This is a genomic window from Caballeronia sp. SEWSISQ10-4 2 (assembly GCF_030464885.1).
Taxonomy (GTDB): domain Bacteria; phylum Pseudomonadota; class Gammaproteobacteria; order Burkholderiales; family Burkholderiaceae; genus Caballeronia.
This window is the reverse complement of sequence record NZ_JALPRJ010000062.1, coordinates 38,196-49,813: the sequence shown is the minus strand read 5'-3', so window position 1 is coordinate 49,813 and position 11,618 is coordinate 38,196. Positions and strand designations below refer to the sequence as shown.

The 11,618-nt window shown below is 60.2% G+C and carries 11 protein-coding genes and 1 pseudogene; 3 read left to right on the top strand and 9 right to left on the bottom strand.

Annotated features, from left to right (window positions below; translation table 11 throughout):
* Nucleotides 1–652, top strand: a 652-nt coding sequence (locus M0D69_RS32020; RefSeq protein WP_301785852.1) for a transposase, incomplete at its 5' end; no start/stop codon positions are given.
* Nucleotides 624–1,364: a reverse transcriptase domain-containing protein gene (locus tag M0D69_RS32015; protein WP_301785851.1), complete on the top strand. Its 741-nt coding sequence runs from the start codon at nt 624–626 to the stop codon at nt 1,362–1,364. The genes M0D69_RS32020 and M0D69_RS32015, both read left to right, overlap by 29 nt.
* A 289-nt stretch (nt 1,365–1,653) precedes the next feature.
* Here the strand turns inward: M0D69_RS32015 and M0D69_RS32010 are convergent, their stop codons facing one another.
* The gene (locus M0D69_RS32010; RefSeq protein WP_301785850.1) at nt 1,654–1,986 is read right to left on the bottom strand and encodes a hypothetical protein; all 333 of its coding nucleotides are present in this window, start codon (nt 1,984–1,986) and stop codon (nt 1,654–1,656) included.
* Nucleotides 1,987–2,334: 348 nt separating this feature from the next.
* Between M0D69_RS32010 and M0D69_RS32005 the strand changes: the two are divergent.
* A pseudogene (locus tag M0D69_RS32005) lies at nt 2,335–2,769 on the top strand (universal stress protein); the annotation flags it as partial.
* Between the two features lie 245 nt (nt 2,770–3,014).
* Here the strand turns inward: M0D69_RS32005 and M0D69_RS32000 are convergent.
* The 8 genes from M0D69_RS32000 to M0D69_RS31965 all read right to left on the bottom strand — a co-directional run bounded on the left by M0D69_RS32000 (nt 3,015) and on the right by M0D69_RS31965 (nt 11,594).
* The gene (locus M0D69_RS32000; protein WP_301785849.1) at nt 3,015–3,467 is read right to left on the bottom strand and encodes a hypothetical protein; all 453 of its coding nucleotides are present in this window, start codon (nt 3,465–3,467) and stop codon (nt 3,015–3,017) included.
* A 110-nt stretch (nt 3,468–3,577) separates the two neighbouring features.
* On the bottom strand, nt 3,578–4,105 hold the full coding sequence (locus M0D69_RS31995) for an NADH-quinone oxidoreductase subunit B family protein (RefSeq protein WP_301785848.1): 528 nt from the start codon (nt 4,103–4,105) through the stop codon (nt 3,578–3,580).
* Nucleotides 4,105–5,673 carry an NADH-quinone oxidoreductase subunit C gene (locus M0D69_RS31990; RefSeq protein WP_301785847.1) on the bottom strand — a complete coding sequence of 523 codons (1,569 nt, stop codon included), beginning with the start codon at nt 5,671–5,673 and terminating at the stop codon, nt 4,105–4,107. Before M0D69_RS31990 ends, M0D69_RS31995 begins: the two co-directional genes overlap by 1 nt.
* Nucleotides 5,674–5,676: 3 nt before the next feature.
* The gene (locus M0D69_RS31985; protein ID WP_301785846.1) at nt 5,677–7,137 is read right to left on the bottom strand and encodes a hydrogenase 4 subunit F; all 1,461 of its coding nucleotides are present in this window, start codon (nt 7,135–7,137) and stop codon (nt 5,677–5,679) included.
* The gene (locus tag M0D69_RS31980; RefSeq protein ID WP_301785845.1) at nt 7,130–7,789 is read right to left on the bottom strand and encodes a formate hydrogenlyase; all 660 of its coding nucleotides are present in this window, start codon (nt 7,787–7,789) and stop codon (nt 7,130–7,132) included. Before M0D69_RS31980 ends, M0D69_RS31985 begins: the two co-directional genes overlap by 8 nt.
* The gene (locus M0D69_RS31975; RefSeq protein ID WP_301785844.1) at nt 7,790–8,740 is read right to left on the bottom strand and encodes a respiratory chain complex I subunit 1 family protein; all 951 of its coding nucleotides are present in this window, start codon (nt 8,738–8,740) and stop codon (nt 7,790–7,792) included.
* Entirely contained in the window at nt 8,737–10,746 is a 2,010-nt protein-coding gene (hyfB, locus tag M0D69_RS31970; RefSeq protein ID WP_301785843.1) for a hydrogenase 4 subunit B, read from the bottom strand. Before hyfB ends, M0D69_RS31975 begins: the two co-directional genes overlap by 4 nt.
* A 20-nt stretch (nt 10,747–10,766) precedes the next feature.
* Nucleotides 10,767–11,594, bottom strand: a complete 828-nt coding sequence (locus M0D69_RS31965; RefSeq protein WP_301785842.1) for a fused MFS/spermidine synthase — start codon at nt 11,592–11,594, stop codon at nt 10,767–10,769.
* Nucleotides 11,595–11,618: the final 24 nt, after the last annotated feature.

The following is an 11,618-nucleotide window of genomic DNA, read 5'->3' as shown; positions in this document are numbered from 1 at the left end:
AAGCCAAGCGCTTGAATCACAATGCAAACTTGTCTATCTCGCCGTGGAATCTCAGCTTAAGCGGCGCGGCGTGGCCCAGGATCTCGCCGTCATCAGCGATGACGCCGGACAGTTCAATGTCTTGATTCACGGCTTATGTTGGGTACACGCGGAGCGCCTGGTTCACAAGCTGCTGCCGTTGAATGATCAACACCGTGAGGATATTGCACGCGTGCGCAGTGACATCTGGTCGCTGTACGCGGACCTTAAGGACTACAAGCGGCATCCCACCCTCAAACGCAAGCGCGAACTGCAAGCGTGCTTTGACGCGGTCTTCACCCAGAAGACCCGCTACGCGACACTCAACCGTTTGCTCAGGCGGATTCGCCTGAACAAGTCCGAGTTGCTGCTGGTGCTGGAGCGCCCTGAGGTCCCGCTACACACGAATGACAGTGAGCGCGATATTCGCGATCACGTGAAAAAGCAGAAGGTCAGTGGCGGCACGCGCAGCGAACTCGGTCGGCAATGTCGCGACACCTTCTCCAGCCTGAAGAAGACCTGTCGTAAGCTGGGCATCTCATTCTGGAATTATCTGACCGATCGCATTTCATGTAGCGATCACATCCCACCACTGCCGCACCTGGTTGAACAACGCCTCGTTCACCCTGCTTGAACAGGATGCAGCCGTTCGCCCCGGCTTTTTGAGCACTTACCACTATGTGCTGGATTTATGGGCGCAGCAATGGCGCCAACGACATGCTACTGGCGATGTCATCCTCGTACGCTACGCCGACGACAGTGTGGTGGGTTTCCAATACGAAGGCGATGCAAAACGATTCCTGGCGGCACTGCGGGAACGTCTTGCCAAATTCAAACTGAAACTCCACCCGGACAAAACGCGGTTGATTCGCTTCGGGCGATTCGCCGCGCAACAACGTCAAGAGCGTGGAGCCGGAAAGCCGGAGACATTCGACTTTCTAGGCTTCACGCACTGCTGTGGCACGGCTAGGTCGAATGGCCAATTCAAGATCATTCGGTTGACGAGCAAGAAGCGGATGCGTGCATCGCTGACGCGCATTCGGCAAACGCTGATGCGGCGTCGCCATGAACCGGTACCTGTGGTAGGTCGATGGCTGAGGCGGGTGATTCAAGGGTATTTTAACTATCATGCGGTGCCGGGCAACCTTCGCCGCTTGTCGGGCTTCCTTTACGCAGTGCGCCGCTCTTGGCGTCACGCACTGATGCGAAGAAGTCAGCGGCATCGGCTGCCTTGGTCACGGTTCGGCCGTGTGATCAGCAAATACCTGCCCCCTTGCAAAGTACTTCACCCGCATCCGTCGGAGCGGTTTTACGTCAACACCTTTGGTAGGAGCCGTATGCAGTAGTGCTGCACGTACGGATCTGTGCGGGGGGCGGTGGGTAACCACCGTCCCTACCGCGACCCAACCCCGGATATTTCCAAAGGCGCTTCTGAATCCCCTATTCTTGATGAGACAGACATGACCAATACAAATCAGTCTAACCCCATTACAGGACACGAACAGCAACAGCATTCGTCAATGCTTGGCGCTGCCGTCGCAAGTCAGCTGGGGAGCGACAATCATTTTGTCCGGCGTGCTGCTTGACGCTATCCAGTCTGCAGGCCAATATCGAAAACCCAGTGAGCAGCGCGGCTCAAAGCCTGTCTGCTTTCACGAGCGCGACCAGTCTTGCCCGTTCACCTGTAACGTCTGCCTTGTCTTCCGGTGGCCAGTCGAGAACAATTCCATCGTCAAGCGAATGTCGGACAAGCGAAGAATAGTCCCATTTGCTCAGCTTCCCCGACGTCATCGCATCCGCAATGTCGTGCCTGAGATCCACGGGAAGGCTCGCATAAGCCTCGGACAGTGACGCGTACTGTCGCGCATCGATTTCGACGGATGCACGAAGCGAGGCCCAGAGCACAACGGCAATAATTGCCATCAACGGCACGGCGGTGTAGCGGAGAATGAACTTGACGGGCGTCATTGCAGGTTTTCGTGAAGACGCCCGATGCGCGAACGTGTCTGGCCCGACGTATGATTTTGTGCAAGATATCGGCACTCATTGGCCGAACGGGGAGGCGGCCTGCGACAGGCCGCAGGCCGTGCGCCGCGTGCATCTTGAGCGAACCTGAAACTGCACACAGCGCTGGATGACTATTCCCGTCTTCGGTTGGGGCTGCGCGCGGCACGTTGTCGCGGATAAAGCAACCTGCCAAATTTTCGTCACGCTGACTATACTGAAAGAAGTCGCTCTGGTTCCGACGCGCTGGCTTTAGCGGTCGGCTCCGAACAGGATGTCAAGGCGAACAAGTCTGTCCGCGGGGAGAAACGTATGTTCAAGCATCTGCTGGTGCCGACCGACGGGTCGGCGCTCTCCGAAGCCGCCATTCAGATGGCGGTGACGCTCGCTAGCGAAAGCGGAGCCAAAGTCACAGGGCTCCATGTCATCCCGGAATTCCATGTTCTCGCGTACGGCACTGAAATGCTCGCAGACACCGAGGAGCGATTCTTACAGGTGACCCGAGAGCATGCGGATGATTATCTCGGGGAGGTCATGAAAGCGGCTACGCAGGCCGGTGTCGAGTGCGATACGGTTGCCCGGAATCGCGATCATCCGTATGAGGCGATTATCAGCGTTGCAGAGCAACGAAACTGTGATCTCATCGTCATGGCGTCGCACGGCCGAGGCGGTCTGCGAGCTTTGTTGCTTGGCAGTGAGACCCAGAAGGTGCTGACGCACAGCCAGATCCCGGTCCTCGTCGTCCGGCCGTCGACGTCAACCGGCGTTGGTCGCGCGGTGAGATCCGGTACCTCGTCGACTGAATCAAAACCTTCCCCGCCCCAGCCGTTTATCATCGGTCGCGCTTCGCTGGCAGTCTGTCCCGTGCGGGTCTCGACCGCGTCGCCGGCACCCCCTGAACGCTGGCAACGTTGACCGTTCGCATTCATTTTCCGCGTGCAGGCGCAAAATGCCTTTGCCTGCGCGGAGCACGTGCCCATCGCATTCGGTGTTCATTCGGCGCGCCCACTGCCCAGCCCCCACACAGCTACGATCACCAGAAAGATCGAGCAAGAACCCCATTGGGTTAAGACGCTCGACCACGCCAAAGTCGGGTTTGAAGCCGCCTCGGTATGGCCGGCGAGATGCAGAAGCACGCCCGGCGCGAGTTTCATTTGTTGTTCTACGAACCACCACTTGAGCGTCAATGCAACCGACGCCAGTCCACTACCGATCAGAACGGCGCCGAGGAACGGGTCATAAGCCAGGCCTGACGGCTGGGACGCCAAGCATCGCGCGAGGTATGCCACCGCTGCACCGTTGACGGCGGCCGAGAGCACGACAAACCACAACGGAAAGCGCAGGCTGATCGCCACCATGACGACGATTATCGTCAGCACCTGTGGCCATGCCCTGCGCATCAGAGCACTGCTGATCGCTTTCAGATTGCTCAATGGCTTACTCATCGTTCGTTATCCTCTAAAGCATCACCATGGCACATGGGATAGTCATCATGCATCCATCCGGCGCGAAGCTCATGCCCATGCCCGCCGTCAGCGCATATCGCTGGCGCAGATCATGGCGGAGGGCGTGTGTGTTTCACACGAAGCGCAGTGAGAATGCCCCTCAGGATATCGATGGGGGGCGGCGGGCAGCCCGGTATGGTGACGTCGACGGGAAGCAGATTCGAGAGCGGCCCGCACACGGCGTAGCTTTCCTTGAAGATGCCACCTGTACACGCGCACTCGCCGAGCGCGACGACCAGCTTCGGATGTGGCGTCGCCTCGTACGCTCGCCATACCGCTTCCTTCATGTTCAGTGTAAGCGGGCCAGTAACCAGCAGCATGTCGGCATGGCGGGGACTCGCGACGAACTTGATACCCAGACCTTCGATGTTGTAGTACGGATTGTTGAGCGCGTGGATCTCTAATTCGCAGCCGTTGCATGAGCCTCCATCGATCGTGCGAATGCTCAGCGCCCGGCCGAGCACGTCGAGTACTTCCTGCTGGATCCGCTGGCCTTCGGTACGCCATGCGTCATCGCCCTCGGGCAGGCGCTGAGTTGGCGCGCCGGTCTTGGCGATCTGTTTGAGAAGTTGCCACATTACAGGTCGTGTCCGGCGTAGTTCAGATTGAACGACTTGTTGATCAGCGGAAAATCGGGAACGATATTTCCGATGATCGCGTGCTCCAGGGCTGGCCAGTTCTGCCACGACGGGTCATGGCAATGGCAGCGCGAAATGGTCCCATCGACCCCGGTTTCGAGTGCGACGAACACATCGCCACGCCAGCCTTCGACCCAGCCTACCCCAAAGGATGGCGAGCCGTTGTGCTCGATCCGTGTGACGATGTCGCCATCCGGCAGGTCGGACAGGAGGGTCCGGATCAGCCGGATGGACTCGTAGATCTCGTTGAAGCGCACAGCGACCCGGGCCGTCACATCGCCCCGATCATCGCTGACCATCTGCACCTGAACCTCGTGGTATGGCGCGTAAGGGTGATCGACGCGCACATCGATTTTCCGGCCACTTGCACGCCCGACCAGCCCGCATACCCCGAAGTGCTCCACCACCTTCGCGGAGAGAAGCCCCGCGCCTGCAAAGCGATCCTGCAGACCCGACTGATCGTCGTAAATGTTTTGCATCACGCGAACCTGCGCGTCAACCTGGTCGCACTGCGTCAACATCGCGGTGATGAAGCGCGGGTCGATGTCCGCTGCGACACCCCCAGGCACGATTCGATCCATCAGATAGCGGTGTCCAAAAGCCCGGTCGTTCAGACGCAGCCAGTCTTCCTTCAGGCGGGAAAACTGTGCCAGACCGTACGCGAACCCAGCGTCGTTGCCAAGCGCTCCAAGATCGCCCAGATGGTTGGCGACGCGCTCGCGCTCGAGCAACAGCGCACGCAGCCATTGCGCGCGCGGAGGAATGCGTACGTCCAACGCTTGCTCCACTGCCATGCAGTACGCCCATGAGAAGGCGACCGTGGTGTCTCCGGCGACCCGTCCCGCCAGACGATGCCCGAGCAGCAGGGGGGTGCGCTCGAACAGTCGTTCGATGCCCCGGTGCGCATAGCCCAGCCGCTCCTCAAGTCGCAGCACTTTCTCGCCGACGACCGAGAAGCGGAAGTGTCCCGGCTCGATCACTCCTGCGTGGATCGGCCCCACGGCAATCTCGTGGACGCCGTCTCCGGCGACCGGCACGAATGGATAGTCCGCTTCCTGCGACTCAAACCGTTCCGTACCGGAGGACGATTTTTGCAGCGGATAGTAGTCGGTCGGCCAGTTGCCATGGTTCAGCCACGGCCGGGTATCCTCGGCGCCGATCGCCCGCAGCCCTAGCAGATCGAAGACGGCCCGTTGCATGCGCGTCGCGCATGGAAAGACGGTCGACAGATCCGGGTATTCGGCTTCATGCGCGTTTCCATCCCCGTCGCCCATTGGCAGCTGAAGCCACAGGATGCCGTCTTGCAGCGCGTAAGACGCAGAGATCACGAATGTGCTCGCTGCCTGTTCGGTACCCCACAGGGAAATCAGGCGTCCGCCCGCCTCGCGCACGGTCTCGGCGGTGCGGGTCCAAGTGTTGGAATCGATTCGCGCCAGCAAAGCCGAAGACCTATCCGCAGACCCAGACAGGCGGACCTGATTGGAAAATCCGAATGCCTCGATGCGCATGTGTTACCCCGCGATCATGGCCGCCGCTTGCCGATACCACGTCGCAAGATACGGCGGAATGTAGAGCCCCAGCATCAGGGCGATGCCGAGATGGACGAACACCGGTAGCAATGCCGGTGAGTGTTCGAGAACCTTGGCCGTCGTGTCCCCAAACACCATACCCTGCACGCGTACGAAGATGGCCGCGAACGCCACGGCAAGCGCGAGCAGCAGGAAGGGCGTGGCCCACGGGAGTGTGCTCATCGCGGTGGTCAGGATGAGGAACTCACTCGCAAACACGCCGAATGGCGGCATGCCCAAAATGGCGAGCGCCCCCAGCATCATGCCCCACCCGACGGTCGGGCTTACGCGCAGCAGCCCACGAATGTTGTCGATCGTCTGAGTACCGGCCTTTTGGACCGCGTGTCCGACGGTGAAGAAGATGGCCGACTTGACGAGCGAATGAACCGTCATATGCAGCAGACCCGCGAATGTCGCGGTGGGGCCGCCCAGCCCAAAGGCGAACGTCATCAGGCCCATGTGTTCGATCGACGAATACGAAAAAAGTCGCTTGACGTCTTTCTGCCTGAACATCGAAAAGGTCGCGACCAGCACTGAGATCAGCCCGAACCCGACCAGCAGGTGCCCAGGCAAACCGTTCTGGAGCGCGCCATCCGCCAGCACCTTGCAGCGCAATACGGCATAGAGGGCCACGTTGAGCAGCAAACCGGACAGCACGGCCGAAATGGGTGTCGGGCCTTCGGCATGCGCATCGGGTAGCCAGTTGTGCATCGGCACTAGGCCGACCTTGGTGCCATAGCCGATCAGCAGGAACACAAACGCGAGCGACATGATGGTCGGGTCGAGACTCCCCTTGACCGCGTTCAGACTGGTCCAGAGCAACGCATCGCTGCCGCCGAGTTGGCGGCTCGCCGCGAGGTAGAGAAGAATCGTGCCGAATAGCGCTTGCGCGATACCGACGCCGCACAGGATGAAGTATTTCCACGCGGCTTCGAGGCTTGCTGCGGTCCGGTATACGCTGACCAGCAGGACGGTTGCGAGCGTGGCAGCTTCCATGGCAACCCAGAGGATCCCCATGTTGTTGGTGAGCAGCGCCAGCAGCATGGCAAAGATGAACAGCTGGTACATGCTGTGGTAGAGGCGCATGCGCCCACCGGTCATCTTGCCGCGGTCACGCTCGATGCGCATGTACGGTCTTGAAAAAATCGATGTGGTCCAACCGACGAAGGCCGTCAGCGCGACCAGGAACACATTGAGCGGATCGACGAAGAAGAGCTTGCCCAGCGCGAAGGCCGGTCCGTGCGCCACGGTTTGCGCGGCGAGCAGCATGGCAGCCATAAACGTCAGGAAACTGAACCCGACATTGAGGTTCGGCGCGAAATGGTACTGTCCCACGAGCGCCAGACATCCGCCTGCGAGCAGTGGGATGCCGAAAACCAGTAGCAAGACATAAGCATCAGTCATCTTTGAGTTTTTCAAGGTGATGAATGTCCAGGCTATCGAACTGCTCGCGAATCTGGAACATGAAGACGCCCAGGATCAGAATGCCCACCAGAACGTCGAGTCCGATGCCGAGTTCGACGATCATCGGCATGCCGTTCGTCGCCGCAGCAGCGGCAAAAAACAGGCCGTTTTCCATCGACAGGAAACCGATTACCTGGGGGATCGCCTTGGCGCGTGTAATCATCATCATGAACGACAACAACACGCAGGCGAGTGCAATGCCGAGTGTGCCGCGCGCGACCGACGAGGCGAGCTGGCTGATGGGCGACGCCACGTTGAAAGCAATGATGACGAGTACGATGCCTATCAGCAGGGTGGCGGGAATATTGAGCAGCGGCTCGACGTCCGTCTTCACGTTGAGCCGCTGCACTAGCCTGTAAAGTATCCAGGGAATCAGGCCCACCTTGAGCAACAGGGTCAGCGCAGCGGAGATATAGAGGTGCGTATCGGCCGTGACAAATCCCAATACCAGATTGGCTGACACAAGCGTCAGGCCCTGCAGTGTGTAGAGGTGAATCAGCGACAGGATCCGGCGCTGGCCAAGCATGGCAAACGACAGCAGCAGCATGATGGCGGCGAGGAAGTTGATGATCTGCGTGGCGAACCCGTGCATTTATGCCCCCAGCAAAAAGTGGACGAGCATCCCGATGACGGCGAGCAGGAAGGCCGTCGCGAGAAACTCCGGCACGCGGAAAATGCGCATCTTCGCATTGGTCGTCTCGACTACCGCGAGCGCAGCGCCACCCACCAGCAACTTGACGAACAGCGCCGGTATGGCGAACAGCAGCGCCATCGGATTGCCGGCTTCGGCAATTCCCCATGGGATGAACAAGGCAAGGCCGATACAGGAGTAGGCAAACAATTTGAGGCTCGCGGCCCATTCCAGCAACGCAAGGTGCCGGCCCGAGTACTCAAGAATCAGCGCCTCGTGGATCATCGTCAGTTCGAGATGCGTGGTCGGGTTGTCGACGGGCAGGCGCGCGTTCTCGGCAAGCGACACCATCGTGAATGCGATCCCCGCGAACGCGAGGCTCGGATAGATCGCCAGTTCGCGATGGCTGAGCGTGGCCACGATACCGGTCAGCAAGGTGGACTGCGTGATCAGGGACGCCGAAAACAACACCATCAACAATGCCGGCTCCGCGAGGAAACCGACCAGCATCTCGCGGCGCGCGCCGAGCGTGCCGAACGCAGTGCCGACGTCCATCGCAGCCAGCGAGATTGTCACGCGGGCGAGTGCGAAGAGACCCACCAGGGCGATCGCGTCGGCGGCAGGCGACAGGGGCAGGTCGGTTGAAAGCGTTGGTACGATCGCGCACGCGAGCGTCATGCACGCCCAGACGACGTAGGGCGCCCCGCGGAACACGGGACTGGCATGGTCGGCGACGACCGACTCCTTGTTGAATAGCTTATGGAGCATCCGGTAAGGCTGCCAGATGCGCGGCGCCCGTCGGTTTTGCAACCGGGCGCGACACATGTTGACCCAACCCGTCAGCAAGGGCGCGGCCGCGAGTGCAAGCAGGATCTCGAGTCCTTGGGAGAATAATCCGGAGAGAGTGATCATCGTCTCACCAGCATCAGCAGGACAATCAGCACGAGGAAGCTATGCATCAGATAGACCGCGATGCGGCCTGCCTGGAGCAACCCGGCGAGTGCCGCGACGCGCTTGACCAGCCGCTCCAGCGGTGCATAGATCAGGGTCCACGCACGATCTGTCACGGTGACGCTATAGACCGGGTGTGTGTCGAATGGAGAGGGAAGTTGCCGATCGATCTTGAACAAAGGTGTGAAGATCTCGCGGATCGGCTGGCCGAACCCTTCGGCCGTATCCTGCATGCGCGCGTTCACGAATGGGTAGCCACACGCCCAGGGTATCGCACGCCGCAGGCGCCCATGGTAGAGACGGCGGACCAGCAGCCACGCGAGCCCACAACAGGCGAACAAGAACAGCAGAAACACCGCCGGCATGTAACTGGCCCGGTCTACGCTAGTGGGTGCCAGCAGCAGCCAGCCATTTCTCGCGACAGCTTGTCCGATGCCAGCACCGACCAGCATCTGCGTGACGCGATCCAGAACGACCACGAACTGCACCGGCAATAGGCCGAGCAGCACGCAAATCGCCGCGAGCCACACGAAGCCCACCCGCTCCCACGGGCTCGCGTCCCGAGCGTCACGCAGCTTCGCCTCGCGGGGCTGGCCGAGAAAGATGATGCCGAAGAACTTGACCATCGTGTACCCCGCGAGCGCGGCCACCAGCGCGATCAGCGCGGCAACGAGCGGCACTACCATGTTCAGGAACGAGTTCGGTAGCCCTGGCGTGAACAGAAAGCTTTGCAGCAATAGCCATTCGGACACGAAACCGCTCAATGGCGGCAGGCCCGCACTGGCAAACACACCCACGAGGGCCGCCCACGCGGTCCACGGCATGAAGCGAATCAGGCCGCCCAGGCGCCCGAGATTGCGCTCGCCCGTGGCGTGGAGCACTGACCCGGTCCCGAGGAACAGCAGGCTCTTGAACGTCGCGTGGCTGGCGATCTGATACAGCAGCGCCGTCAACGACAGGGCTGCCAGCGCGTTCATGCCATACGCGCGAAACAGGATCGCGAGTCCCATGCTGACAAACATCAGACCGATGTTGTCGATGGACGAGTAGGCGAGCAGCCGCTTCATGTCCATCTGGACGGTGCTGAACACGACCCCGAACAGGGCGGTGAAGAGGCCGAGCGCCAGCATGAACGCGCCCCACCACCATAGTTGGACGTGCAGCAAATCAAACACCGTGCGAAGCAGGCCGTAGAGACCGGCCTTCAGCACGAAGCCGCTCATAAGGGCCGATACCGGCGATGGCGCAGCGGGATGCGCCTCGGGCAACCAGACATGTAGCGGGAAGATCCCCGCCTTCGCGCCGAAGCCGAACAGTGCCAGCAGGAACGCGACGGAAGCCCAGAACACGTCCAGATGCTGGAGCCGCATGTTGGCGAACGTGTAGTCGCCCGTGTTGGCCTGCAGCAGGCCGAAACACAGCAGGAGCGCCAGTGCGCCAACGTGGGAAATCAGGAAATAGAGATAAGCTGCCCGGCGAATCTCGGCAATACGATGATTGGTCATCACCAGGAAGGTGGCCGACAGCGTCATCGTCTCCCACGCAACCATGAAGCAATACGCATCGTCTGCCAGTAGCATGACCGCCAAACTCGCGAGGCACACGTGATACTCGAAACACAGCAACCCGGGCGGAGTGCCCTCGCCCTTACGGAAATAGCCGGCGGAGAACGCGCTCACGCCTGTGCTCACCGCGCCCAGTACAGCCACGAAATACGCCGACAGGCCGTCAAGCCTCAAATGAAACGGCAGGTTCGGCAACCCGAGCGGCAGGATGGCCTCCTGGGGACCGGCAAAAACGCCAGTCACGCCCAGTACGCACAGAAACAGGCCGAACACCGCACCGACAGGAAACAGGCCATGCGCCACCACACGTGTGCGGCGCAGATTGGCCAGCCCTAGTACCCCAACGACCAGCCAGCCCGCGACCACCAGCAGCACGTAATGGATGACCAGGAAGTGTTCCATCAGTGTTGTCTCCGGTGCCGTCAAATGTCTTGTTCAACAGCTAGCTTGTCGGATGAAGGGTATCTCGAAGCCGGTTCACCCCGGTGGTGGCGCTCCATTTTTTTGACATACCGGTACAGGTCAAGCCCCATCGATGTCGTGATGGCTTCCGCACGGGCATAAAGGTCGAGCCATCCCGGCACCTTTTCCTGCTTGACGCCTATCGCGATGGTGTTGCCTTCGCGTCGCGCCATGGTGCGAAACAGCTTTCCGTTGCACGCACCGCGTATCCGACCCAGGTAGGTGGTGAGCCGCGGGTCGTTGCTCAGCAGGTTGGCCACGAGGACCCCTTCGTTACGCAGGGCGATATAGCAGGAATCGTAAAAGTACCGGCTCGACAGGCTGGCGGGTAAGCCAAACGCGTCGAAGCCGTCGAGCAGGATCACATCCGCGACGCCAACTTTGTCCGAGAGGTACTCGACCGCGTCGGCGTGCACGATCTGGAATCTTTCTGAATCAGGCGGGATGAAAAAGCGTTCGCGTAACGCAATCACTCTCTCGTCGATTTCGACGGTGGTCACCCGTGCCGACGGAAACTTATGGAAGCAGTACTTGGACAGTGATCCCCCGCCCAGACCCACGAGCAGGATGTCCTTGGGATCGTGCTGAAAGAGCTGGAATGACATCATAGCCCGCGTATAGGCGAGATCGAGTTCTAGCGGATCACCTCTGCGCATTGAGCTTTGTATGCTGAAAGCGTCGAAACACAGCGACCGCGTGCACAGTTCATCGTGTACCACGGGTTTTCCAAACGTCTCTCCCCACTGCTGGGCCAGGGCATGCCTGAGTTGATTGTGATCGGCTGACAATCCAATGTTCTCCTGAAACTACGC

Coding starts and splice junctions, on each gene's coding strand:
- M0D69_RS31985 (WP_301785846.1), bottom strand. CDS start 7,137: ATGACTGATGCTTATGTCTTGCTACTGGTTTTCGGCATCCCACTGCTC.
- hyfB (WP_301785843.1), bottom strand. CDS start 10,746: ATGGAACACTTCCTGGTCATCCATTACGTGCTGCTGGTGGTCGCGGGC.
- M0D69_RS32000 (WP_301785849.1), bottom strand. CDS start 3,467: ATGAGTAAGCCATTGAGCAATCTGAAAGCGATCAGCAGTGCTCTGATG.
- M0D69_RS31975 (WP_301785844.1), bottom strand. CDS start 8,740: ATGATCACTCTCTCCGGATTATTCTCCCAAGGACTCGAGATCCTGCTT.
- M0D69_RS31990 (WP_301785847.1), bottom strand. CDS start 5,673: ATGCGCATCGAGGCATTCGGATTTTCCAATCAGGTCCGCCTGTCTGGG.
- M0D69_RS31980 (WP_301785845.1), bottom strand. CDS start 7,789: ATGCACGGGTTCGCCACGCAGATCATCAACTTCCTCGCCGCCATCATG.
- M0D69_RS31995 (WP_301785848.1), bottom strand. CDS start 4,105: ATGTGGCAACTTCTCAAACAGATCGCCAAGACCGGCGCGCCAACTCAG.
- M0D69_RS32010 (WP_301785850.1), bottom strand. CDS start 1,986: ATGACGCCCGTCAAGTTCATTCTCCGCTACACCGCCGTGCCGTTGATG.